The organism is Fibrobacter sp. (genome assembly GCF_045112255.1).
GTDB lineage: Bacteria > Fibrobacterota > Fibrobacteria > Fibrobacterales > Fibrobacteraceae > Fibrobacter.
Genome location: NZ_JBGUHR010000037.1, coordinates 50,382 through 73,680, shown reverse-complemented (window position 1 = coordinate 73,680; position 23,299 = coordinate 50,382). Strand labels below are relative to the sequence as shown.

The 23,299-nt window shown below is 42.8% G+C and carries 21 protein-coding genes; 11 read left to right on the top strand and 10 right to left on the bottom strand.

What is annotated here, in order from left to right; translation table 11 throughout:
• Positions 1 to 104: 104 nt before the first annotated feature.
• A complete protein-coding gene (locus ACJMM9_RS04270; RefSeq protein WP_173468631.1) occupies positions 105 to 485 on the bottom strand; it encodes a (deoxy)nucleoside triphosphate pyrophosphohydrolase in 381 nt (126 codons plus the stop codon).
• Between the two features lie 147 nt (positions 486 to 632).
• On the opposite strand from ACJMM9_RS04270, the gene ACJMM9_RS04265 reads away from it, so the two are divergent.
• The 3 genes from ACJMM9_RS04265 to ACJMM9_RS04255 are packed head-to-tail and all read left to right on the top strand — an operon-like array spanning position 633 to position 2,151.
• Positions 633 to 1,175, top strand: coding sequence for a glutathione peroxidase (locus tag ACJMM9_RS04265; protein ID WP_173465002.1), 543 nt, complete (start codon positions 633 to 635; stop codon positions 1,173 to 1,175).
• Positions 1,176 to 1,183: 8 nt separating this feature from the next.
• Positions 1,184 to 1,618 (top strand): MarR family winged helix-turn-helix transcriptional regulator, encoded by a 435-nt coding sequence (locus ACJMM9_RS04260; protein ID WP_405324142.1) that lies wholly within the window; start codon positions 1,184 to 1,186, stop codon positions 1,616 to 1,618.
• Entirely contained in the window at positions 1,615 to 2,151 is a 537-nt protein-coding gene (locus ACJMM9_RS04255; protein ID WP_405324140.1) for a low molecular weight protein-tyrosine-phosphatase, read from the top strand. Before ACJMM9_RS04260 ends, ACJMM9_RS04255 begins: the two co-directional genes overlap by 4 nt.
• Here ACJMM9_RS04255 and ACJMM9_RS04250 read toward each other — a convergent pair.
• Positions 2,138 to 2,956: a thioredoxin family protein gene (locus ACJMM9_RS04250; RefSeq protein WP_405324139.1), complete on the bottom strand. Its 819-nt coding sequence runs from the start codon at positions 2,954 to 2,956 to the stop codon at positions 2,138 to 2,140. The two genes, ACJMM9_RS04255 and ACJMM9_RS04250, sit on opposite strands and share 14 nt — an antisense overlap.
• A 439-nt stretch (positions 2,957 to 3,395) precedes the next feature.
• Between ACJMM9_RS04250 and ACJMM9_RS04245 the strand changes: the two genes are divergently transcribed.
• From ACJMM9_RS04245 to ACJMM9_RS04210, 8 genes are all read left to right on the top strand, one after another.
• Positions 3,396 to 4,589: a DNA cytosine methyltransferase gene (locus ACJMM9_RS04245; protein WP_405324137.1), complete on the top strand. Its 1,194-nt coding sequence runs from the start codon at positions 3,396 to 3,398 to the stop codon at positions 4,587 to 4,589.
• Positions 4,582 to 6,852 (top strand): ATP-binding protein, encoded by a 2,271-nt coding sequence (locus ACJMM9_RS04240; RefSeq protein ID WP_405324135.1) that lies wholly within the window; start codon positions 4,582 to 4,584, stop codon positions 6,850 to 6,852. Before ACJMM9_RS04245 ends, ACJMM9_RS04240 begins: the two co-directional genes overlap by 8 nt.
• A complete protein-coding gene (locus tag ACJMM9_RS04235) occupies positions 6,845 to 7,771 on the top strand; it encodes a hypothetical protein (protein ID WP_405324134.1) in 927 nt (308 codons plus the stop codon). Before ACJMM9_RS04240 ends, ACJMM9_RS04235 begins: the two co-directional genes overlap by 8 nt.
• 806 nt (positions 7,772 to 8,577) lie before the next feature.
• The gene (locus ACJMM9_RS04230) at positions 8,578 to 9,021 is read left to right on the top strand and encodes a hypothetical protein (protein WP_088640320.1); all 444 of its coding nucleotides are present in this window, start codon (positions 8,578 to 8,580) and stop codon (positions 9,019 to 9,021) included.
• Positions 9,022 to 9,183: 162 nt separating this feature from the next.
• On the top strand, positions 9,184 to 9,624 hold the full coding sequence (locus tag ACJMM9_RS04225) for a hypothetical protein (RefSeq protein ID WP_405324132.1): 441 nt from the start codon (positions 9,184 to 9,186) through the stop codon (positions 9,622 to 9,624).
• A 122-nt stretch (positions 9,625 to 9,746) separates the two neighbouring features.
• The gene (locus ACJMM9_RS04220; protein ID WP_405324130.1) at positions 9,747 to 11,093 is read left to right on the top strand and encodes a UDP-glucose dehydrogenase family protein; all 1,347 of its coding nucleotides are present in this window, start codon (positions 9,747 to 9,749) and stop codon (positions 11,091 to 11,093) included.
• 9 nt (positions 11,094 to 11,102) lie between these two features.
• Entirely contained in the window at positions 11,103 to 12,179 is a 1,077-nt protein-coding gene (locus ACJMM9_RS04215) for an NAD-dependent epimerase/dehydratase family protein (RefSeq protein WP_405324129.1), read from the top strand.
• A gap of 38 nt (positions 12,180 to 12,217) precedes the next feature.
• Positions 12,218 to 13,432: a CotH kinase family protein gene (locus ACJMM9_RS04210; RefSeq protein ID WP_405324127.1), complete on the top strand. Its 1,215-nt coding sequence runs from the start codon at positions 12,218 to 12,220 to the stop codon at positions 13,430 to 13,432.
• On the opposite strand, the gene ACJMM9_RS04205 is transcribed toward ACJMM9_RS04210, so the two are convergent.
• From ACJMM9_RS04205 to ACJMM9_RS04170, 8 genes are all read right to left on the bottom strand, one after another.
• The gene (locus ACJMM9_RS04205; protein WP_405324125.1) at positions 13,433 to 14,917 is read right to left on the bottom strand and encodes a hypothetical protein; all 1,485 of its coding nucleotides are present in this window, start codon (positions 14,915 to 14,917) and stop codon (positions 13,433 to 13,435) included.
• Positions 14,917 to 16,383, bottom strand: a complete 1,467-nt coding sequence (locus ACJMM9_RS04200; protein ID WP_405324123.1) for a lipopolysaccharide biosynthesis protein — start codon at positions 16,381 to 16,383, stop codon at positions 14,917 to 14,919. The genes ACJMM9_RS04205 and ACJMM9_RS04200 overlap by 1 nt, the downstream gene beginning before the upstream one ends.
• 10 nt (positions 16,384 to 16,393) lie before the next feature.
• Positions 16,394 to 17,575 carry a Gfo/Idh/MocA family protein gene (locus tag ACJMM9_RS04195; RefSeq protein ID WP_173465008.1) on the bottom strand — a complete coding sequence of 394 codons (1,182 nt, stop codon included), beginning with the start codon at positions 17,573 to 17,575 and terminating at the stop codon, positions 16,394 to 16,396.
• Between the two features lie 9 nt (positions 17,576 to 17,584).
• On the bottom strand, positions 17,585 to 18,763 hold the full coding sequence (locus ACJMM9_RS04190) for a hypothetical protein (RefSeq protein ID WP_405324121.1): 1,179 nt from the start codon (positions 18,761 to 18,763) through the stop codon (positions 17,585 to 17,587).
• Complete coding sequence (locus ACJMM9_RS04185) at positions 18,763 to 19,884, bottom strand: DegT/DnrJ/EryC1/StrS family aminotransferase (RefSeq protein WP_405324119.1); 1,122 nt, start codon at positions 19,882 to 19,884, stop codon at positions 18,763 to 18,765. The genes ACJMM9_RS04190 and ACJMM9_RS04185 overlap by 1 nt, the downstream gene beginning before the upstream one ends.
• A gap of 69 nt (positions 19,885 to 19,953) precedes the next feature.
• Positions 19,954 to 20,982: a glycosyltransferase gene (locus tag ACJMM9_RS04180; RefSeq protein ID WP_405324117.1), complete on the bottom strand. Its 1,029-nt coding sequence runs from the start codon at positions 20,980 to 20,982 to the stop codon at positions 19,954 to 19,956.
• A gap of 3 nt (positions 20,983 to 20,985) precedes the next feature.
• Positions 20,986 to 22,272 carry an O-antigen ligase family protein gene (locus ACJMM9_RS04175; protein ID WP_405324115.1) on the bottom strand — a complete coding sequence of 429 codons (1,287 nt, stop codon included), beginning with the start codon at positions 22,270 to 22,272 and terminating at the stop codon, positions 20,986 to 20,988.
• Positions 22,273 to 22,323: 51 nt separating this feature from the next.
• Entirely contained in the window at positions 22,324 to 23,265 is a 942-nt protein-coding gene (locus tag ACJMM9_RS04170; RefSeq protein ID WP_405324113.1) for a glycosyltransferase family 4 protein, read from the bottom strand.
• Positions 23,266 to 23,299 lie beyond the last annotated feature (34 nt).

The following is a 23,299-nucleotide window of genomic DNA, read 5'->3' as shown; positions in this document are numbered from 1 at the left end:
ACGACTCACCGTCATGTTGAGTAGCAACGCTACGAAACATCCAGTAAAATCTTGTTTTGCGTATACCAGACTTAACTAGATCTTTCGCTACGCTCAAGATGACGCTAAGAAAGATGTTTCACGACTTCGATGTCAGCGGGGAGCCAGTTGACGGTGTTTAGGTTTGCGCGGTCAAGCCATTTGGCATCTTCGTGTTCCAGGAGTTTCGGTTTGCAGCCTGCGGCGAGCGTACAGTAAAAGCAATGCATCGTCAGGTGAAATTTGGGGTAATCGTATTCAACCGTACAAATCTTTTCGCCAACAATCACTTTAACATCAAGTTCTTCCTGGAGTTCACGGACTAGCGCCTGTTCGGGCGTTTCTCCCGGTTCCATCTTGCCGCCCGGGAATTCCCAGCCATCTTTTTGGTCGCCATACCCACGTTGCGTGGCAAAAATGCGCCCGCCATCCGTGATAACACCCGCGACAACTTCTATAGATTTCATGGTGTCAAATCTAGAATTTTTGCGGAAAATCACATAAAAACCAAATTATAACTTACTTTTTTCGCCCAGCTATTGCTTTTTCTAATTAAGTTTTATAAAATTGAATTGTACAAAATTAAAATAAACAATCAAATATGGAGAAACAATATGAACATCTACGATTACACTCTCATCGACGGAAAGGGAAACAATGTTCCGCTCGCAAACTTCAAAGGCAAAGTGATGCTCATCGTGAACACAGCAACCGGCTGCGGATTCACCCCGCATTACAAGCCGATTGAAAAGATGTACTCCGATTTCCACGACAAAGGATTCGAAGTCATCGACATTCCTTGCAACCAGTTCAAAGGACAAACGCCCGGCACGGACGACGAAATCCACGAATTCTGTACGCTCAAGTACGGCACGGAATTCCCGCAGATGAAAAAGTCCGACGTGAACGGTCCAAACGAACTTCCGCTATACACTTATCTGAAATCGCAAAAGGGTTTCGAAGGTTTCGGGTTCGGAGTGAAAGCCGCCGCGATGGCTATACTCCTCAGGAGTATCGACAAGGATTACAAGAATAATCCGGACATCAAGTGGAACTTCACCAAGTTCGTGGTTGACCGAAAAGGAGACGTCGTCGCGCGTTTCGAGCCCACCGCCGACATGAACGACGTACGGGCTTGCGTTGAAAAGCTACTTTAGGAGGCGCAATGAACTGTTCACTAAAACTTGAAAACCAACTATGCTTTCCGTTGTACGCCGTATCCAAGGAAATCACGCGCCGTTACGCGCCGTTCCTGGAACCGCTTGACCTCACCTACACGCAGTACATTGTGATGCTCGTGCTGTGGGAAGAGAAAAAGTGCAACGTCACTGAACTCGGGCAGAAACTCTACCTCGATTCGGGAACGCTAACCCCGCTCCTGAAAAAGCTCGAGAGCAAAGGCTACATCAAGCGCGCTCGTGAAACAAGCGATGAACGCTGCCTTTCAGTAAGCCTGACCGACGAAGGTGAAATGCTGAAGCACAAAGCAGAAAGCGTTCCTAAGTCCATGGCAAGTTGTGTAAACTTGTCAGAAGACGAAGCGAAGTCGCTTTACGGCATGCTTTACAAAATCCTGGAAAGTCTTAGGAAAAACGCATGATAAAAATCTTGTTCGTATGTCACGGGAACATTTGCAGAAGCCCGATGGCAGAATTTGTAATGAAAAAGTTAGTCCGCGATTTGCGAGACTCGAACCTACAACATGCAGACTTCGAGATTGCATCTGTAGCGACAAGCACCGAAGAAATCGGAAATCCGGTGTATCCGCCCGCAAGGCGCATGCTCGCGAGTCACGGAATCGACTGTAGCGGGAAAACGGCCAGACAAATGACCGTCGCCGACTACAACCATTACGACTACATCGTGCTCATGGACCAGAACAACCTGCGGAATCTCCGCTGGATTTTGCCCCGCGACATTTACGAACAAGAACTTGCACAGTACAACAAAGCTCGAGAATCCGCGAAGATTCAAGACGCGCGCGATTCCCGAGCCGGTAAAGTTTCACTTCTCATGGATTGGGCGGGCAAGAACCGAGATGTCGCCGATCCCTGGTACACAGGCGATTTCGAAGCCACCTGGCAAGACGTCAACGAAGGTTGCTCGGCAATGCTCAAAGCTATTTGCAAGTAAATCCCTGCAACTCAAGCCCAGCGCGCATCTCGCCGTAAGTCGAGGTGCGCTTCATGTCCATCGCCTTCATGAATCGACAATCGTTGTCGATATGCATCTGGAAACCCGTCATCGTTGGGGCGACCTCGCCCTTGCCGCTTGCACGGATACGATCCATCATCTGGTCGCGTTTGTCGAACTGTTCCGGCGGTACAAATACGTCCGTCACGATATCGACATTCTCGATTTCATAATCGCCGAACACAAACGAAATCGTCACAAGGTTCTTGAGGCCATGGAACTGACCGTCAACCTTGCAGACAAGATTCTTGCGGGCATTCTTCTTTTTCGGTTTGTTCTTCGCCTTTGGCGCAGTAACTGGCTTCGGCGTGTAATCCAAGGCGCTCAGAAGTTCAGGCTCCTTGATAACGCCCACGCGCTGATTGATAATGCGACCGTCCTTGATGAAAAAGAACGTCGGGAACGCCTGAATCGGGAGCGAATTCTTGATCTTTTCGATATTTGGCTCGTCAATCCCGACAGATGCAATCTTGATATCGCTATAATTTTTCGCAATGCCGATAAGCGTCGGAATCATGACAAGGCACGGCGGGCAACTTGTCGATGAAATTTCGAGAATCACAGGCTTCTTGGAATGCAGAATTTCCTTTTCGAAATTGTCATCGTTGATTTTAACGATCTTAATATCTTCGTCAGCAGACGGAGCGCCCTTCGCAAAAGCACTACTAGACGCCCCCGCCGCGAGAACAGCGAACATCACAACAGCAGCAACCTTCATCGCCAAATTTTTTCTTAAGTCAATCATTTTCGTTTCCTTAGTTTTATTGATAAGATACAAAAAAACGACCTGATGGCGATAACGAGAAAAATCAAATAGTTCTGCTTTCTAAAGCACTTCAAACAACATCATTAAATATTTAATAAATAGTTGAAAATTTTTTCGTTGATTTTTTTGAGTCATATTGCTTCCTCTGTTTTAATTGGTTATAATCAAATATTTAATGTCATTAAAAACAAAAACTTCAAATACATTTTTCCACACAAATACGCGAACTACAGTACTTAATACAAACAAGCACTCCAATAACTCTCTAAAGCTAGCTTATCGTAAGTGAAATAAGATATTCCTATTTACCTAGATGGTGAAAATATGTATATTAGACTTGGGATATTGTATGCATTCAACAATTCTTGACAACAAGACACAAAGGCCTAACAACATCGTGAAAGGCATGGAGGCGTAAATGCGTTATATCGACATATTCGCCGGGTGCGGCGGCTTGTCCGTTGGTTTGCAAAATGCAGGTTGGCAAGGTCTATTCGCAATTGAAAAAAATAAAGAAGCCTTCTCTACATTGAAGTATAACTTGATCGATCATGGTCATCATTTTGAATGGCCCGATTGGTTGGATGTAAAAGAACACGACATCAAGAAATTTTTGGATGATAACGAAGACAAACTTCGTGAGCTGGAAGGTCAGGTGGATCTGGTGGCCGGAGGACCGCCGTGCCAAGGTTTCTCACTGGCAGGCAAAAGGGATACAAGCGATTCGCGAAATAAGCTTGTTAAACAGTACATAAGGTTTGTCGAGCTGGTTAAACCCAAGGCACTCATATTTGAAAATGTTCATGGTTTTACAGTCCATTTTCAGAGCCAAAAGGGCCGAATATCCCAATACTCGTCTTATGTCATAAAAAAACTTGAAGAACTTGGTTACCATACGGATTCCAAAGTCATCGATGTTTCTCAATATGGTGTTCCACAAAAGCGGCGCAGATTTATCCTTGTCGCAATGCTTGAATCAAATCCCTCCGAAGTTTTTGCACATTTGGAAAGCAACAAAAGTAGTTTCTGCCAAGAAAAAGGAATCAGGCAATCTACGACTATTCAAGACGCCATAGGCGATTTGGAAGAAGCAAACGGCACATGCCAGTCCCCTGATACGAAACGTTATCAGGCCGGACTCTATGGCCGTGCAGAATCGGGTTATCAAAGGCTGATGCGTCATGGTCTTCAAAATCATCAGGGCGCAGTTGATAGTCATCGATTTGTCAACCATACTACAGCTGTAATTCAGCTGCATAGAGATTTGTTGAACAAAGCTCCGAAAGGTAAGCGAATAACGCCCGATGACGGATACGTTGAAAATCTGAAAAGACGTGGTGTTACAGTCCTTGATGCAAATTCTCAAGCTCCAACGATAACATCGATTCCAGATGAACTAGTTCATTACGAAGAACCGCGAATTCTTACGGTGCGAGAACAGGCACGAATTCAAAGTTTCCCCGATTGGTTCGAATTTAAAGGAAAATATACCTCGGGTGGAAAATTAAGGAAGAAAGAAGTTCCCCGCTATACACAAGTTGGCAATGCCGTTCCTCCGTTGTTTGCTGAACAAGTGGGGAAAGCCTTGATGGAGGTGATGAGCCATGGCTAATGGAGACAAGAACCTACATTTCCGCATAAGTGCGGGGTTAAAAAATGTTATTGGTAGAGAACTGATAAGCGACAAGTATATTGCAATTTTTGAAATCGTAAAAAATTCCTACGATGCCGGCGCGACAAATGTTACCATAACATATAAGCAAAATAAAGAGGGTGAATACGTTATCACAATAAAAGATGACGGCATTGGGATGGACTTCGCCGACATTACAGAAAAATGGCTTTTTGTTGCGTATTCAGGAAAAAAAGAAAAAAATCGTTCGAAATCGTATGTTGACAAAATGACTCGCCATTTTGCGGGTGCTAAAGGCATTGGACGATTTTCTTGTGATCGATTGGGTTCTAAATTAAAGTTATATACAAAAAAAGCTAGTGATACCAAAACTCATGTTGTCGATGTAGATTGGAATACATTTGAAGTTGATGATAAGGATGAGTTTGTTAAAATTCCTGTTTCCTATCGTACTAAGGATGATTCCAACATATTCAAAAAACATGGAACATTGTTGAAGATTTCTGAACTAAGAGAAGAATGGAGTCGCGAAGACTTACTCTCTCTTAAGCGCTATTTAATGAAACTGATTAGTCCAGACTTTAATAGTGATAATAATAAATTCTCTATTAACTTAATCGTTCCAAAAGAACAAAAAAAAGATGTCGAAATTCGGAATAATCCTAACAAAAATATTTGGCGGGATACTGTTAACGGATTTATTAAAAACGATGTCCTAGAACAAATTGATATAAAGACAACAAATATAGTTGTTGATATAGATGAGAAGGGAAAAATAATCTCTACAAAACTGTCTGACCGAGGGATTGAAGTTTTTACGCTAAAAGAAAAAAATAGGGATTATACCGAGCTCAAAAACATTCACACATCTATTTTTTATTTGAACAGCGTCGCAAAAGCAGCGTTTACAAAACAGATGGGCGGGGTTCAACCTAAAAACTATGGTTCCATTTTTGTTTATAAAAATGGTTTTCGAGTAAGTCCATATGGAGAACCAAATCAGGATTTCTTTGGCATTGATGTGAGAAAGTCTCAAGGTTACAAACGACACCTTGGATCTCGCGAATTAATGGGGCGCATATCTATAATTGGAGATGATAATGATTTCAAGGAAACTTCAAGTAGAAATCATGGTTTCATAAAAACTCCGGCTGTAGAAAAACTTGAGGAATTCTTCATAAAAAAGATTTTAACTGTATTGGAGAAATATGTTGTTAACTTAATCGCCTGGGGCGAGCCATTAAAGAATCGTGACAATCATGTAATTTCTCCAGAAGAGATTAATGCCCAAATAATATCTCAGTTTATAACGAACGTAAATCCTGATGATGTTGTAGAAATAAGCTACAATAAGAAATTATTTTCAAAAAACAATGAACAATCGAAAAATCTGTATTCGATTGTTGAACGTCTTGAAAAATATGCAAAAAAATCGGAAAATGAAGAATTCCGAATGTTAGCAAAAAAAACAAAGACAATTCTACAGGTAAATGAAGAGCTTGAACAAGAAAATACAGAAAAGGCTCAAGAGTTAGATAGGCTAAAACGCGAAAACGAAGCCCGTGAAAAACAGGTTTTTTTCTTAGAGAATGCAAATGACCAAAATGTTGAAAATCTTCTAAATGGCATGCATTCCATTTATACCTTAGCAGATGCAAACAAAGGTAATTTAGCAGACTGTATGGAACTGCTTCAAAAAGAAAATATTTCTGATGAAGCATACGACATCCTCGTTGATATTTTTCAAGCAAATGCCAAGATTCAAAAAATTGCAGATTTAGCCTTCCATGGCAACGCATCTTTGGAAAGTCAAACCATTGGAAATGTTTTTGATTATGTAAAAGAGTATTCTGAAAAAATGAATTATTTAAGAATGCCGCTTCACCTAAAACAAGATGGTGATTTGAATAATTGCAGTTTCAATCCGACGTCATTAGGTATTATTATTGACAATATCATCAGCAACTCTCAGAAAAACGAAGCAAGCAAAATTGATATTAATTTCAGCAATGAGAAGAAGGACGTTCTTGTTTCCTTTATTGACGACGGATTGGGTCTAGATGCGAAGCTAAACACTGCCGATTTGTTCAAACGTGGTTTTACGGCAAACTCAAAGAAAAAAGGTTTTGGAATGGGTTTGCCTCAAGTACATGACCTTATTGAAGAGATGAACGGTTCAGTCTCTATTGATGAGAAATACAAAAAAGGATTTAAAATAGACATAAGGCTAAAACATGAATAATCAGTTTAAAATTTTATGGTTCGAAGACAATTCATCATGGTATAAAACTGCGTTAAGGAGAGTCAAAAACTCTATTGCATCCCATTTTCTCCAAGATGCGATAATTCGTAAACCAAGCGGTGATGTTCTAAATATTAAAGAATTGAAAGAAGCAAAGTATGATTTGATTCTTATGGATTACAAATTGTCTGAAGAAAGCCCCAATGGCGATGAAATTATAAAATACATCCGAGATAATTTGATATTAACAGATATCTTATTTTACTCATCAGATGAAAAAAACATGATTGCTTCGTTTAGGAGAAGAATTCCTGAAATGGATGGCGTATATCTTGCCAAAAGGAACATCGAGGAATTCGCAGAAAAGACAGAACGGCTCATATCTAAAATAGTGCAACGTTCTGAAGATATTATTAATTTACGAGGGATGGTTCTTGAAGCAACAAGTTTTTTTGAAACCAAAGTGCAATCTTTTTTAGATGATTTATGGGAAAATATCGAACCAGCCGAGCAAGAGGTTTTAAACAATTTATTAAAAACCAAAATACTAGATCACCGTTTACATGATTCGGAAGATAAAATAAAAAAATTTAATAAGAAAAAATTTGATGTGCCAAAAGCAAATAAAAAAGGCTATTTTATGAATGAAAAATTAGCTTTAATCGACGCTTTTTCGGAAAAAAATCGAAATGACATAATTTGCACATCTATAGATAAAAAAATTCAGGATTTTTATATGGAAAAATTAGGACGATATAGAAATAAATTAGGTCATGTGAATGTTGGAGAAAAAATAGAAATTGGAGAAAATGAAAAAGAAATAATCAATCAAGAGTTTCATAAAAAAATGAGAAGAAATATTGCAGAATTAAATGACAAATTTGAAAAAACTCTTAATCTTCTTTTGAAACCAACTTAACTATGATGCTTGTTTTTTATAAAGATTTGGGCTTAAGGGTCAAAAGGATACCTAAAAATGGATATTCCTCGCATTAAGTGTCATTTGGATACCTGAATTCGTCGCAATCCATTTTGTTCATCTGCATTCAGGCGAGAAAAATACTCCAAAATCTTGTTTTTGCAAGTATTCATCGAAATTTCCTTGCGAAAACGTAAAATTGATTTCAAATCAGTAAACACAGACTCGAAGCCACTGTTCATATTTGGAATCCCGAGTTTATACCATTCTTCGAAGGTCCACAGAAAGCGCATGTTTCTTTTTATGTTGTGATAGGCGCTCCGGAGGTTCTTGTGCATGTAGTGCATCTTTCCGTCGGTATGCGAGGTTCGTTCTTTAAGAGAACGGTAACGTATATTTTCTTTCACAAATTCCTTTAAAGGTATAAAAAAAGGATGTTCCAAATGCGCATCATTTTAATAGCGGCAAGGATTTTTTTCCAATTTTATAAATAGCGAGAAAGAATCTCATGAAGACCGTGTTCATCACGGAATCCAAGATTGAGACAAATCAACGAAAGGTTATAACATCATTCAAAATTTCTTTATTCAACAAGAATTAACGCTATCCAAAAACCCCGCACAATCAGAAAGTTCCTTTCCAAAGATATATCAAAATTTTCAGAATACAGCCCAGTCTTGTCTAAATCTTTCGACAAAGCACCTCATTATTCCAATCTGGAATACTCCTCTACTACTCCTATCAAACACCACTTTGTAGCTTATGCAATGGGGGCGATTGTTCGTCTCAATCACAAGGAGGTAATCATGAATCGCATTAAATGTGCACTGTTTATTGCCCTCGCTCTTACGGTCAGCACATCTTTTGCCGCAAGAACTGTTAAATCAAAACTGGGCGATATCGATCTCACATCCGATAAAGATGGCAGCACGGTCGTCTGCACAGCTGGTTTTAACGATGAATTCACAATTCTCAAGGAATCAGATACGAAAGTACTTGTCAAGGGAAACTGCGGAAAAGGCTGGGTTGACAAATCCAAGATCGAATACGTTGCAAAAGGCCCGGGAGACAATTCCATTAGTTTGGATGAACAGATTCTCGTTGGCTGGATTGATAATCCGAGTGCAGTATTCGTCTTAGAAGGCAACGATGTTGACTTCGATGGAGTGGATATCAATCGTGATTTCAAGGAATACTTGACTTACACGATGGACCGTGAGAAGATGGAAATGCGAAACGGAGAAAACTAAACTCATACATCTACCAAGCGCTGTCCTCCGGGGCAGCGCTTTTATTATAAACTAATTAACTTTATTCCAAATTAAACCATTAATTTACTACTCTGCAACAATGTTACTTTGTAGTTTACAATTGAGGCAGTTGTTCACCTCGCAATAATCAAGGAGGCAATCATGAAAACGTTAAAACTTATAACCGCAGTAATGCTTGCGTTTATGGTCACATCATCATTCGCAGCACGTGTTGTCAAATCAAAACTCGGCGATATCGAAGTTACAAATGCAAAAGATGGCGGCGAAGTTATCTGCACTGCAGGATTCAATGACGAACTGACGATTGTCAAAGAAGCTGAAACCAAAGTTCTCGTCAAAGGACGATGCGGAATGGGCTGGGTCGATAAATCCAAAGTTGAATATGTCGCAAAGGCACAGGACAAGATCATTATTCTTGATGAAATCCCGTTATACGATTGGCCTGACAATCCAACGAATGTCGGAATTCTCATAGACGACATTGAAGATTTCGATGTAGCAAAGATTGACCGCGATTTCAAGGAATACCTGACATACACGATGGACCGTGAGCAAACAGAAATGAGAAATGGAGAGAACTGAGCTCACGCATCTCACGACGCTGCCCTGCGGGGCAGCGTTTTTGCGTTTATAAAACAAAGCCTTACGTTTTTATTACATTTCTTTAAAAAAGATTAAGGAAGAAAATTTTTCAAGGATTTTTTATGAATATTGCTATCGTCGGTACCGGTTACGTTGGACTTGTCAGCGGTACATGCTTTGCCGAAATGGGCGTCAACGTCACATGCGTCGATGTGAACCAGGCCAAGATTGAATCTCTCCAGAAGGGTGAAATTCCTATATACGAACCGGGTCTTGACGAAATGGTTCTCAGGAACCAGCGCGAAGGCCGCCTCAAATTCACGACCGACCTTGCAAGCGTTCTCGACAATGTCGAAATGGTATTTAGCGCCGTGGGTACGCCACCCGATGAAGACGGCTCCGCCGACTTGCAGTATGTGCTCGCCGTGGCCCGCACGTTTGGCCAGAACATCAAGAAGTACACCGTTCTCGTGACCAAGTCCACGGTCCCGGTCGGCACTGCCAAAAAGGTCAAGGCCGCCATCCAGGAAGAACTCGACAAGCGTGGCGTGAACGTCCCGTTCGACGTGGCCAGCAACCCGGAATTTTTGAAGGAAGGTTCCGCTATCACGGACTTCATGAAGCCCGACCGCGTTGTCGTGGGTGTCGAAAGCGAACAGGCTAAGGAACTCATGACACGCCTCTACCGCCCGATGATGCTCAACAACTTCCGTGTGATCTTCACGGATATCCCGAGCGCAGAAATGATCAAGTACGCCGCGAACTCCATGCTCGCGACCCGCATCAGCTTCATGAACGACATCGCAAACCTCTGCGAACTCGTGGGCGCCGACGTGAACATGGTGAGAAAGGGCATCGGTAGCGACACACGCATCGGTTCTAAGTTCCTCTATCCGGGCTGCGGCTACGGTGGAAGCTGCTTCCCGAAGGACGTGAAGGCACTCATCAAGACCGCCGAAAAGAATGGCTACAAGATGGGCGTTTTGAAGGCTGTCGAAGAAGTCAACGAATACCAGAAGACAGTTCTTTTCAACAAACTCGCAAAGCGCTTCGGCGGCGAAGTAAACCTCAAGGGCAAGACAATCGCCATGTGGGGCCTCGCCTTCAAGCCGGAAACCGACGACATGCGCGAAGCGACCGCTCTCGTGCTCATCGACAAACTCGTCAAGGCTGGCGCCACGGTCCGTGTCTACGACCCGGTCGCCATGAACGAATGCAAGCGCAGAATGGCAGCAAGGGATGACGCAGCGACAATCGCAAAACAGATCGTCTACTGCAACGACATGTACGAAGCATTGCTCGATGCCGACGCCCTCCTCCTCGTGACCGAATGGAAGCAGTTCCGTATGCCGAGCTTCGGCGTGATGAAGAAGTCCATGAAGAACGCCCTCATCATCGACGGCCGTAACATTTACGACGCGAAGGAACTCGCCGACGCAGGATTTGAATACAGCGCCATCGGTTGCTAAGGAAAGATCATGCTTGATAAGAATGTCAACCTGAACGGAAAGACAGTCCTCGTCACAGGAGCTGCCGGCTTTATCGGTTGCAACCTCTGCAAGAAACTGCTGAGCGATTATGCCTGCGCTGAAATTGTCGGCCTAGACAGCATCACCGACTACTATGACGTGAACATCAAGTACGAGCGTCTCAAGGAAATTGAGGCTCTCGCCACATCAACCGGGAAAAAATGGACATTCATCAAAGCAAGTCTTGCAGACAAGGCGGAAATCGACAGCTTGTTCGAAAAATACCGCTTTGCTGTCGTCGTGAATCTCGCCGCCCAGGCAGGCGTCCGCTATTCCATCACGAATCCGGATGCCTACATCCAGAGCAATCTCATCGGATTCTACAACATTCTGGAAGCCTGCCGACATTTTGAAGTCGAGCACCTCGTGTACGCGAGTTCCTCCAGCGTGTACGGCAGCAACAAGAAAATCCCGTACTCCACCGACGACAAGGTCGATAACCCGGTTTCGCTGTACGCCGCCACCAAGAAGAGCAACGAGCTTATGGCACACGCCTACAGCAAGCTCTACAACATCCCGAGCACGGGACTCCGCTTCTTTACCGTGTACGGCCCCGCCGGCCGCCCGGACATGGCCTACTTCGGCTTTACAAACAAGCTCAAGGCCGGCAAGACCATCCAGATTTTCAACTACGGCAAGTGCAAGCGCGACTTTACTTACGTCGATGACATTGTCGAAGGCGTTGTGCGCGTGATGCAGCATGCCCCCGAAAAGCAGAATGGCGAAGACGGCCTCCCGCTCCCGCCGTACAAGGTCTACAACATCGGCAACAACCACCCGGAAAACTTGCTCGACTTCGTGACGATCCTCCAGGAAGAACTAGTCCGTGCGCATGTTCTCCCCGCCGATTACGACTTCGAAGCGCACAAGGAACTTGTGCCCATGCAGCCCGGCGACGTTCCCGTGACCTATGCCGACACAAGCGCCCTTGAAGCCGACTTTGGCTTCAAGCCCGCCACTCCGCTCCGCGAAGGACTTAGAAAATTCGCAGAATGGTATGCCGGCTATTACGGAACTGAAAAATAACGATTAAAACCAATTCTATGTTCCACAAAAACAGAAGCATGGCAATTTACGTAATCGCCACCCTTATAGTTTTGTTCTTTTCTGCCTGTAGTGATGATAGTGCATCAGCAAGCGGAGTACCTATCACAGAACTCTCAATCGAAGACTTTGAGCAACCGTACACAGGTGTTCCAAGGATCGTGATCGAAACGAGAAAACATAAAGCCATAAAGGATCGCGAAACAGAAATCCCCGCAAAAATGCAAATCTGGAACGAGTATGAACCCGAAAGCGAAATCCTGGATTTGACCATAAGGGGAAGAGGAAATACAACGTGGGACTTTTATCCCAAAAAGCCCTACGCAATAAAGTTTGAAACAAAGCAATCCTTACTGGGTATGGCCAAAGCTAAAAAATGGGTCATGCTTGCAAACTATAGAGACCGAACCTTAATTAGAAACGCCGTCGCATTTGAACTTGCCCGTAAAACATCTCTCGCCTGGACCCCAAGCGGCAAGTTTGCAGATGTGATCATAAACGGGGAATTTTTAGGCAACTATTACATCTGCGAAAAAATCGAAGTCAAAAAGAACAGGCTCGAACTAGACGACGACTCCTATTTACTTGAATTCGATACCAGTTACGATGAAGAATTCAAATTTAAAACGGAATACAACGACCTTCCCGTCAATATAAAGTATCCAAGCGAGCCAGACAAAATCCAATACAATTATATAACAGACTACATCAATGAAACCGAAAAGACTTTGCAACTAGACGCAGACGATTCCACCTACCTTGACTATGTCGATCAGAATTCTTTTATCGACTATTTCACGGTATATGCATTATCGACAAACAGTGAACCGATGCACCCCAAAAGCGTCTACATGCATAAAGACAAGAACGGCAAGCTCTCTGCCGGCCCCGTTTGGGATTTTGATTACGGCACGTTCAAATTAAACAAGACAGGGCTTATAAATCAAAAAACGGCTTTGTTTAAGCCATTTTTCGAGAAGGATTCTTTCAAAAATGCATTTAAGCAAAGATGGCCTGTCATTAAAGATTCGCTCAGTTCTATGAACGCCTTTATCGACTCTCTTGCAAATTACGTCAAGGAATCAAACGAACAGAACATAAAGCTTTGGCCCATTAACATCACGGCTCACAAAATAGGTGACGAAGAAAAAAGTTTTGACGAAGCCATTGAAATGCTAAAAAAGGCGCTTCAGAACAAAATCAAAGAACTCGACAAACTGGTTCCTTCGCTTTAACTACCACTTGAACCCAGCTCTGGAATACACTTTTCGATCGCCCAGAAGGGTCCATTCCAGATCGAAATTGACATAGCGACCTTCGATACCGAGAATCGGTGTAATGGAATACTGCATTTTTGCACCATGCAGAAAACGCTTTTTTACAACAGCGTGATTCAGCGGATTGGGATCGTTTATGGAGCTTCCCGTATCTGTACCTTTCCAAAACCATTTCTGGTGCAACCCAAAGACCCACCGCTTATCCATTCGCGAATACATCAACCAGTCAATAGTCATGCTGTTAGGACCGCCCTGATTGCCTAGCGGCACTTCAAGATGAGCCATTTGAGCCGTATTGCTCTTAAAATGCGTATATACGAAAGGTTCAACGCGAGCGTATTCAAAAAGTGTTCCCACTTCGAATGCATGATTTTTCCAATCGAAATCGTGAGCCACCTGGGCGCCAATCATCCAAGCCCATTTTGACTGAATATTCTCATTTTTTATAAGCTCTATCGGACTCTGAAAATCATCCATAAAGAATTCCGTATAAAAACGAGCCTTGTTGAACAATCTATAGTTTAAATCAAACGACAACGCCCCGTTATTTGAGCTTTCAGTGTAATTCCCCTTTTCCATAAAAAGCGGAATGATCGGAACAAAAAGCCAGGCATTATTGTCATCGTGAACAACCTGGAGTTCACTCATTCCCACGACAAGATTGCCGAAATCCAGTTCATATCGATGTCCATATAGATTTCGGGCTTCTTTGTTACCTTTGTTTGAATTTCCCTTGAAAACGCGCAAGTCACCATAAATAGTAAGGACAGTAAGCGGTCCGACCTGCAAATCCAGGGACATCGAATTAAAAGGCAGCGAGAACTGGTTTAAGGCCAAGTTGTTATAATAACCAGGCCCCCAATGCATTACATCACGGCCGACATCAAATCGGGCAAAGCCCATATTTAGAGCCAAGTGGCCCCGATAACGAGCGTAGCTGACATATTCAAGACCGTCATTAACTTCTTCCAGCTGAAGGTCAATGTATTCACCATCGTATGACTGAGGATTTTTCGAGTAATGACGTTCTGAATAAATTCGAGCATCCAATACAAATTCCAAAGAGTCAATATAGCCTCTCAGATAAAGTCCGCCGTCAATCCCAGGCCAGATTGTATCGCCAAGAGCTTTTCCACCTCGGAAGTCTATTCCGCCAACCAGACTTGTCGCAAGGAATGTCCGATTGGACTGGAATTTCAGCAATGCATCCTTTTCCCTATTAGCAGCATCCCTGCGCCAGGAGGAATCCCTCTGTGGATAATGAAATTCCTGTTTTGCAGAAGTGGTTGTAAGCCTATGGAACTCGAACAGCATGGGCGCCGTATCGAGAAGCTTGAGGTTGTATCTCTCCGGAGAAATCACCGGAGAGGCGAATAGAGTCTGGCAAAGGAATAATATTCCCAGAACTACGAAATGAACACTTCTTTTTGCGCAAGATTCCATTATTTTTTCCTATTGCGAAATTCCTTTACAGTCTTTATTAAATAATCAAGGCATTCTAAATGCAACAGCCTAGCGAGTCCCAAATAAAGAGCCATGCCCAAAAAGGTCAAGACAACCAATTGCAGAACCGGACTTATTGCAAATTTATCGGACAACCAACAAGATACAAAATAAACACATCCGCCCATGAAAACAGATAATGCCATAGAAGGCAGAATATCCTTCGTCTGTTCAATGTATCCATAATTCAATAACTTTTTATTTGGATAAGCATTCACAAATGCCCCAAGCGGAGCAGTAATAGCACTGCTCATCGCAATGCCTATTGGCGACCTGAAAAATAAAACAGCAATGGCAATAGCGACCAGGCCATAACCCTTTTTTATCAATTCAAGTTTTAAAAAGATATCACTACGTCCAACCGCATTGACTGCAGAAAGGTTTGTCGTATGAATCGGCCAAAAAGCATAGATAACACAGCATATCTGTATAAAAGGAACCGCAGGGAGCCACTTTTCACCAAGGACAACAAGAGTTAGCGGTGTTGCGACAGCGGCAAGCCCTGCCATTAAAGGCAAAATAAAAAATGAACTTGTTACTATAGCTCGACGCATCATCACTTTTAAACGAGGTTTATCATCTTGCACGGATGACAAAGAAGGCAGCATCACCGACTGGATAGATGAATTCAGGTTGTTCACAATCAATTTAGGGAACTGATCGCCGCGATTGTAATAACCTAGAGCAGTTGGATTGAACATTTTACCAACAATCAGGTTCAGTAAATTATTATAGCAAGTATCCAGCAATGACGAACACAACAATTTCCAGCCAAACGAGAACAGCATTTTCCAGCGGGCAAACGAAAACGACAAACTCGGTTTCCATTTAACCGTAAACCACATTATGATGCAAATCAGCAACGAATTCGTCAATTGTTGAATAACAAGAGACCAAATGCCATATCCCCAATAGGCAAACAGCACACCTATCAGCCCTGCGGGAATAATCGCACCAACACTTCTATAAAACAGTGTCTTGAACATCATATTCCGTGCAACATAAGCCTCCTGAATTGAACTCAAGGCACCCAAAGGAAGCATCAGTCCAAGGACTCGAATAACAGGGACTAGCTCGTTCTGACTGTTATAGAACTTGGCAATAAATGGAGCGCCGCAAAACAGGGCAAGATACAAAGTACAAGCTAGCAGCAGGCACGAATAAAAGACGGTCGTAAAATCAAGATTATCAGCATCTTTCTTTTGAATCAGAGCTGTATTTAAACCGCTCTGGACAAAAACATTTGAAATGGTAATAAAGACCATGATAAGAGCTATCAAGCCAAAATCTGCAGGCGATAGCAATCTTGCCAAAACAACCGCAACAATAAACTGAACACCTTGGGTACCAAGGCGTTCAAAATATTTCCAGAATAGCGAGGATATAACAGATGATTTTAGAGACATTGGTAAAAAATTAAAGAACTACAGCCTTCCCTAATTCAGCAGACTTATAGGCGGCATAAATGACACGCAACGTTTCGTGAGCGACCCAATAATCAGACTTTGGCTCACGATTATAATAAATTGATTCCATAAAATCACGCATTTCATCGACATATCCACGCATGATGACATCTTCCAAGAACGGATTGTTCCAGCCTTTCTTAGACGGCAGCATTTCTGAAATATAGACATCATCAAGGCCATCTTCGTCCAGGAAATAGGTGCTCATCAAATCGGACATGGTCAGTTTGCAATTGATCACGGCATCGTTACAATACAGTTCGACATAGTTACGGCTTCCACCCAACAAAGTATCGGTCGCCATAACAACCGCCTTGGTTCCGTCAGAGAACGTAATGATCACCGTTCCAAAATCTTCAACATCGTTTGGCCTTGCCGCAATATGACGATGTTCGTAATCGTTCAAATTCGGTGTTATTTGGGCCATGTCGGCAAATACAGACTGGACCGATATCTTTTCGTTTCTCGCCTTGGCCTCGATTTGCTTGAGCCAAATAATTGCAGATAACGGATGCGCACCTGTCCTTATGAACGTCCCGCCGCCGGTCTTAGCCCATTCACCGGCAACCGGAGAGCTGGAGCCTTTCAAAGACTCCTCGCCTTTTGAAAAAAGGATCTTCGACTTTTTCGCCGTGATGATTTCCGCGGCCTTTGTTACTGCCGGGGCGTAAATGAAATTTTCGGCATAGCAGAACTTCTTTTTCGATTTCTCGACGCAATCCTTCAAGTGGTCAAGAGAGGTCAGCAACCGTTCATACATCTTCACTTTCGAGACACATTTACCAATCGGCGTACTGTCGCCATCTTCCCCAAAATATCCGCTTAACGGCTTTTCGCAGATGACGTGCTTCCCCGCTTTTAAAGCCTGCTCGACCATATCAGCGTGAGCGTATGGCGGAGTACAGACATCAATGACGTCTATTTCAGGGTCGTTTAACAGGTCCTCGAATTTAAGGGAGTATTCTAAAAAACCAAAACGCTCCTGCATCTTTTTGACCTGGTCTTCGCGTCTCGCGATAATTCTCTTATAACATAACGGAATGCCGCTAAATCTTTTTAGGGCTTCCATATGCAGTTCTGTCGCTCGACCAGCGCCGGCCATGCCAATGCAAAGTTCGTGTTGGTTATTCATTCTACGCTCCTATTCAACTGTTACGGCGTCATTAACATAGGATTCAATAAGTTCTTTTTTCATCGTGGATTGATCAGGGAAGCAAAAGAACATGAAGCCGACCGGTTCGGACATATTGTTCTCTATCAAATCACCACTCTGCTTTAGCATAAACACGCTGTCCAAATGCTTATTGTATCTGGACGGGATTTCGATAGACTTAATCTTTCCGTTTTTGGGGGCCAGAATCGTCTTGTAGGCAAAGCAACCCTCTTGACTTACAACAGAAGGAAATGCCGACAGATCCAGGCCACATCTTGCGCGAGTTTCCCAATATTCCCAGTCAATACCTGTAAGGGCGTTGCCCGGGACATGGTACATATTGCCTAAAATGCGACGCATGACTTCGATAATCTGGGCCTCTTTTCCATCATAGATGTACTGCAAATGGAATATGCCATCCTTTAGGTTCAGGATATGGGCGATTTTCTCGATCTGTTCTACAAGCTTGCCTTGAACGATTTCGAAATTGTCGGCAGGATACGTATCGATTTCAACGCGGTACGGATTTAAAAAAGAATATTCGTTATTGCTGCATATCGCGCATACTTTCTGATTGCGCAAAAAAGTGCAGAAGCCATGCTGTGTGCCAGACACATAGGGTTCGATAACAATTCTTTTGGCCCGGGATTTCAGGAATGCTTCCTGGACATACTTAATCCCTTCCGCTTTGTTGTCAGCCCTGTGAATTCCATTTCCCGCGCTGCAATCTGTCGGCTTTACAATTATCGGATATGCGCATGTATCCAGATGCTGGAGAGCGTCTTTCTCAGAAGAGAACGGAGTCGATACCGGACTGGTAATGTTGTTTTTCTTTGCAAATTCCTTGAACAAGTCCTTGTTGTGGAGCGTCAAGGTCGTTTCGTACGAGTCATAGCCGGGCAATCCGAGCTTTTCTGCGACATAGGCTGCGGTGTACACACCGAAATCATTACAACACTGAATGATGGCATCTATAGAATTTTTCCGTGCAATTTCCAGGATTTTTTCTTTGTCCGAATAATCCGCAAGAATAAATTCATCGCACCATTTTTGACCAGGCAGATTTTCCCTGTTACCGGTAACGATAATGTAATACCCAAGCTTGCGAAGTGCACGAACCAAGCCCAGGTCATTGTGGCTCGAGCACAGCAATAACGCTTTCTTCATTATACATTCCCCTTATTGCAAACAAGTTCCAGCACCCTGTTCACATCTTCGTCCGTAAGTCCCGCATGCATCGGCAAGCAGATGACTTCATCGGCCATACGGGTTGCAACAGGGAGGTTTTCCTTGGTTGCAGACGGCAAGCCACGGTAAATGGCGAAACTCGAAATCAGCGGATAGAAATAGCGGCGTCCAAGGACATTGTGTTCCTTCATTTTCTCGTAAAGAGCGTCACGGCTGATACCATATTCCTTCTCGTCCACGAAAATCGGGAAATACGAGTAGTTGTAGGTCACGTCATCGCGTTCCTTGAACATGGAGATGCCAGGAACATTCGATAACGCTGCACGGTACTTCTGCGCGACCTTCTTGCGGGCGGCAATGGCATTGTCAATGTGCTTGAGGTTGCAGAGGCCGTAAGCAGAACGGATTTCGTCCATCTTGCTATTGATGCCCGGAGCAACCACAGTCGTTTCGCCTGCAAAGCCGAAGTTCTTGAGGTAGTCGATGCGCTTTTTGGTGCGGGCATCGTGGCAGATAAGAGCGCCGCCTTCCACAGTGTTGTACGTCTTGGTTGCATGGAAGCTGAGCGTGTTCATGTCACCTGCATCAAGAATCGTGCGGCCATTCACCTTCACGTTGAAGGCGTGGGCGGCATCATAGATGATGGCAAGGCCGTATCTGTCCGCGATTTCCTGGATGGCTTCGATATCGCACGGGTTACCGTACACATGCACAGGCATAATGGCTGTTGTCTTCGGAGTAATCGCTTCCTCGATTTTCTGAGGATCAAGGTTGCCCGTCGCCGGATCAACATCGACAAATACCGGGGTAAGCCCATTCCACCAGATAGAATGTGTCGTCGCCACAAAGCTGTACGGGGTGGTAATCACTTCGCCCGTAATGCGCATCGCCTGGAGCGCCGTAATAAGCGGAAGAGTCCCGTTAGTAAACAAGCTAATGTATTCAACTCCAAGATATTCGGCGAGAGCGCGTTCCAACTCCTGATGATAATGGCCATTATTAGTAAGCCACTTGCGGTCCCAAATATCCTTAAGATACGGCGTGAGTTCTTCCAAAGACGGAAGAAGGGGGGAAGTGACGGTTATTTGCTTATTTGCCATAAATTCTCCATGACAGTTCTACAATATAACAGGTAGATCTTTTACACTGTAAAAATTGCAAAAATACACTTATTTTCGATCCAAAAGATTCACCAAAAAACATCCACACTTAAAAAAGGGCTTTATTCTACACAATTTATATAATACGGAAACAACAAAATACCTCATCGTCCAGTAAAAGCTTTCAAATTTCACAGGGAACAATGAAAGCTCGATTTTCTTAAAGGCATCCCAATCATACGTAAAGAAACAATGAGGGAGAAGTCTGATCGAAAATCTCTTTTTTGCCTTATCCCAACCTTCAAAACGTCTTGCATGATCAAGAAAATAAAGATATGTTTTGTTATGGGTAAAACAGAACTTAAATATTGCTCTCTTTGATTTAAAATGCGAAGCTGACTCTGAAAGTTTTCTATAGACACTTGTACATTCAGGTAAATAGTGTCCCTTAGAGATAGAAGCTAAATGCAAAAACATCAGTCTATCCCCACAAAAATATTCTTTTCTATTTAATTTGGGTCTAGAGAGATACAATTCCTTTCGGCAACAGAATGTTAAAGTCCATATAGACGATGTCGGATTCAGCATTTCATGTGCATAATTATCTCCAGACAACCCCTCGATATTCATATCAAAAAACTGTTGCGTTTGCTGATTAAAGCCTTTGAAATTGGTATAAGAATATCCATAATCCAAATTCTTTTCAAGGAAGCTTATTTGCTTTTGCAACTTTAAAGGATCTATCCAATAATCATCACCTTCACAAAAAGCTATATACTTTCCCTTACATGCAGAATCGACGATTTTATCCAAAGAATCATCATTCTTTGAATACTGATTTTCAGTTTCATAGATAGGCTTGATTATCTTAGGATATTTTTTTTCATATTCGCGTATGATATCCGCAGTTTTATCGGTAGATGCATCATCATGGACGATTACTTCAAATGGGAAATCGGTCTCTTGACTTAAAAAGCCATCCAAAGTCTGAGCGATGTAAGACTGCTGATTATAAGTAATACACCGAACGCTGACCAGCGGAGTATTCCAATCTTTTGGCCATTTTTGAATAATTTCTTCCTGAGTTCTATTTAGCATAAATCAACCATTTTTAGAGAGACCTGCAAAAGAGCCGTAACTTTCGCTTCGTTTTATTGCGAAGAAAGCGAACAGGAACCACATATGCATATAAGCCCAATTGCCACTTTGAACAATCTGTACAATAAAAAATGAAAAAAGCAAAGCAAAGGATCTTATGGATGCCACTATTTTTTTATTCCGCTTCCAAATGACAACAAGCGGGCGGATAAACAAAATAAAGCCATATACCCCAAAATTAGCCAGCACTTGAAAAATTATTGCAGAGGACATTGCATTTCCCGTTTTTCTCATATACAGGACATCGTTGAGATTCATTGCAAAAGGCATGAATTTCTGAATATATTCTAAAGTAAAAACGTGACAACCACCTGCACCCAAACCAAGCAGAGGATTATGAAGAAACATTTTTAGAGCAATCATAGGAAGCCCAAGTCGTACAAACGCGCTTGAATCAGACTCGATTGTTTCAGAAATACTCTTAAACTCCAATACTCTCTTGGCAAAATACGTACCAGGGTCAAGCAATAAAACCTGATACATCGCAAAGCAAATCAACGCAAGCACCAACAACACTGCGATAGATTTCAAAACCATTTTTTGGAAATTTCCCTTCGCAATGCTGGAAAACACACCATAAAAGGCCACCGACAAGATGATCAAAAGATATCCCTTCGTGCTAACCGTAAACAGCAAGAGCATTGCGGCGACAATCGTACAATACATCCATTTTTTCAAATGAAAAACTTTATACAGATAAGCATAAACGAAAATGGCAAAAACCATGTGCTGGGAGGCATAAGAAGCTTCCGAATTTGTCAAGCACGGACGGAATTCCTGCCAGCCTCCAAAGATAGCGTTGATGACGGACTTAAATACGTGCGGCAAGATATGGTAACAGGATAAAGTTTCCAAAGTGCCCAGGAACATCGCCGGAATATAGGCGTATCCAACATACTTTAAAACGGTCTTGGGAAAATCGGGATCCTTATGGCTAGATAGGAACTGCGAAAAGACAATAACAGAAAGCATCCCCATCGCCAAGCCAGGAACATAATATTTTAAGCCAACAAAAGATCCTGTATGGAAAAGCAAGACAACACTTCCAACAGAGACAGAAACAACACTAAAAAAGAGAATCTGAATAACAGGCTTAGGCAAACTAAAGCGGCCATGATTCTGGAGCAAATAAATGGCAAAGGCGGCGACAATAAAATACAGCGACAATGGCCTATAGACAAAAGGCAATATATGCGGTATAGCGTCGTACGGCAATGCAAGAATTGCCATAATCACTAATTTATCTGCTAAGGAATGCGTAGACATCGTCTTTCCCAACCCTTACATTTTCGAATATGCGTCCAGTAATTTCTGGGTTACCACAGCTTCCGAATACTTTTCAGCAATGAGCTTCCGCAATGCGGGCTGATAAGTCTCGCCATTCATGAATTTTTTTACAGCTAGGCCAATTTCATCGACGCTATAGGGATCGACAGCGATGGCATTCGGTAAAAAGTACTCCTTAGGGCCGCCTATATTTGTAATCACAATATCGCAATCATAGCTGGCAGCTTCTAGAGCCACTAACCCAACCCCTTCTCGAATCGAAGGCAGCGCAAATACTTTCGCCCTAGAATACAGGTCCTTTAATTTTTCATCGGATACGCGGCCCAAATTCTGGATATTCTGGCGAGAGCCAATCTTACGCGCTAATTTTGCGTTAAATTCATCTGTACTTGCACCCGCCAAAACCAAGTCAAAATTATACTTTAGCGCGGCATCGACAAGCCGTTCCACATTCTTTGTCGAATCGCAAATTCGAGACACATGCAAGCAGAAGTTTTCCTTCTTATTTTGATCCAAAGAATCTACTTTCGAAAAGCGGCTGTTTAAAGGGACCAGCTGTATTTTGGAAGGGCTAATACCGAACGCATCCGACAGGAACTTCTGTTCATATTGCGTTCTGGCAAGGAACACGTCAAAAACAGATTTATAACGCCTTAACGCAGAATAGTCCGCAAATATTTTTGCCTTCGGATATGAAATCCGGGAAAGAATTTTATATACAAGCAACGGATAATGCGGATCTAATACTGGAGAACAGACAAACTTCGCCTGCGGTGCACGCAGTTTTAAAGATGAATAAAGGGAAAAAAAAGACGAACCAAAAAAGAAAAAATGTATCACATCAAAACTTTTCCAGTCGTATGTCTCCCAGGGATTTATTTCAACAACTTCATGCCCCATTTTTTGCAACATGTCGCGCCACTGGACAGCCTGCATCTTGATTCCTCCAAAGGAACCACTGACTATCGTA

Excerpts from the sequence above, each read along its gene's own strand:
- ACJMM9_RS04270 (WP_173468631.1), bottom strand. The coding sequence starts at position 485 with ATGAAATCTATAGAAGTTGTCGCGGGTGTTATCACGGATGGCGGGCGC.
- ACJMM9_RS04265 (WP_173465002.1), top strand. The coding sequence starts at position 633 with ATGAACATCTACGATTACACTCTCATCGACGGAAAGGGAAACAATGTT.
- ACJMM9_RS04260 (WP_405324142.1), top strand. The coding sequence starts at position 1,184 with ATGAACTGTTCACTAAAACTTGAAAACCAACTATGCTTTCCGTTGTAC.
- ACJMM9_RS04255 (WP_405324140.1), top strand. The coding sequence starts at position 1,615 with ATGATAAAAATCTTGTTCGTATGTCACGGGAACATTTGCAGAAGCCCG.
- ACJMM9_RS04250 (WP_405324139.1), bottom strand. The coding sequence starts at position 2,956 with ATGATTGACTTAAGAAAAAATTTGGCGATGAAGGTTGCTGCTGTTGTG.
- ACJMM9_RS04245 (WP_405324137.1), top strand. The coding sequence starts at position 3,396 with ATGCGTTATATCGACATATTCGCCGGGTGCGGCGGCTTGTCCGTTGGT.
- ACJMM9_RS04240 (WP_405324135.1), top strand. The coding sequence starts at position 4,582 with ATGGCTAATGGAGACAAGAACCTACATTTCCGCATAAGTGCGGGGTTA.
- ACJMM9_RS04235 (WP_405324134.1), top strand. The coding sequence starts at position 6,845 with ATGAATAATCAGTTTAAAATTTTATGGTTCGAAGACAATTCATCATGG.
- ACJMM9_RS04230 (WP_088640320.1), top strand. The coding sequence starts at position 8,578 with ATGAATCGCATTAAATGTGCACTGTTTATTGCCCTCGCTCTTACGGTC.
- ACJMM9_RS04225 (WP_405324132.1), top strand. The coding sequence starts at position 9,184 with ATGAAAACGTTAAAACTTATAACCGCAGTAATGCTTGCGTTTATGGTC.
- ACJMM9_RS04220 (WP_405324130.1), top strand. The coding sequence starts at position 9,747 with ATGAATATTGCTATCGTCGGTACCGGTTACGTTGGACTTGTCAGCGGT.
- ACJMM9_RS04215 (WP_405324129.1), top strand. The coding sequence starts at position 11,103 with ATGCTTGATAAGAATGTCAACCTGAACGGAAAGACAGTCCTCGTCACA.
- ACJMM9_RS04210 (WP_405324127.1), top strand. The coding sequence starts at position 12,218 with ATGGCAATTTACGTAATCGCCACCCTTATAGTTTTGTTCTTTTCTGCC.
- ACJMM9_RS04205 (WP_405324125.1), bottom strand. The coding sequence starts at position 14,917 with ATGGAATCTTGCGCAAAAAGAAGTGTTCATTTCGTAGTTCTGGGAATA.
- ACJMM9_RS04200 (WP_405324123.1), bottom strand. The coding sequence starts at position 16,383 with ATGTCTCTAAAATCATCTGTTATATCCTCGCTATTCTGGAAATATTTT.
- ACJMM9_RS04195 (WP_173465008.1), bottom strand. The coding sequence starts at position 17,575 with ATGAATAACCAACACGAACTTTGCATTGGCATGGCCGGCGCTGGTCGA.
- ACJMM9_RS04190 (WP_405324121.1), bottom strand. The coding sequence starts at position 18,763 with ATGAAGAAAGCGTTATTGCTGTGCTCGAGCCACAATGACCTGGGCTTG.
- ACJMM9_RS04185 (WP_405324119.1), bottom strand. The coding sequence starts at position 19,884 with ATGGCAAATAAGCAAATAACCGTCACTTCCCCCCTTCTTCCGTCTTTG.
- ACJMM9_RS04180 (WP_405324117.1), bottom strand. The coding sequence starts at position 20,982 with ATGCTAAATAGAACTCAGGAAGAAATTATTCAAAAATGGCCAAAAGAT.
- ACJMM9_RS04175 (WP_405324115.1), bottom strand. The coding sequence starts at position 22,272 with ATGGCAATTCTTGCATTGCCGTACGACGCTATACCGCATATATTGCCT.
- ACJMM9_RS04170 (WP_405324113.1), bottom strand. The coding sequence starts at position 23,265 with ATGCAGGCTGTCCAGTGGCGCGACATGTTGCAAAAAATGGGGCATGAA.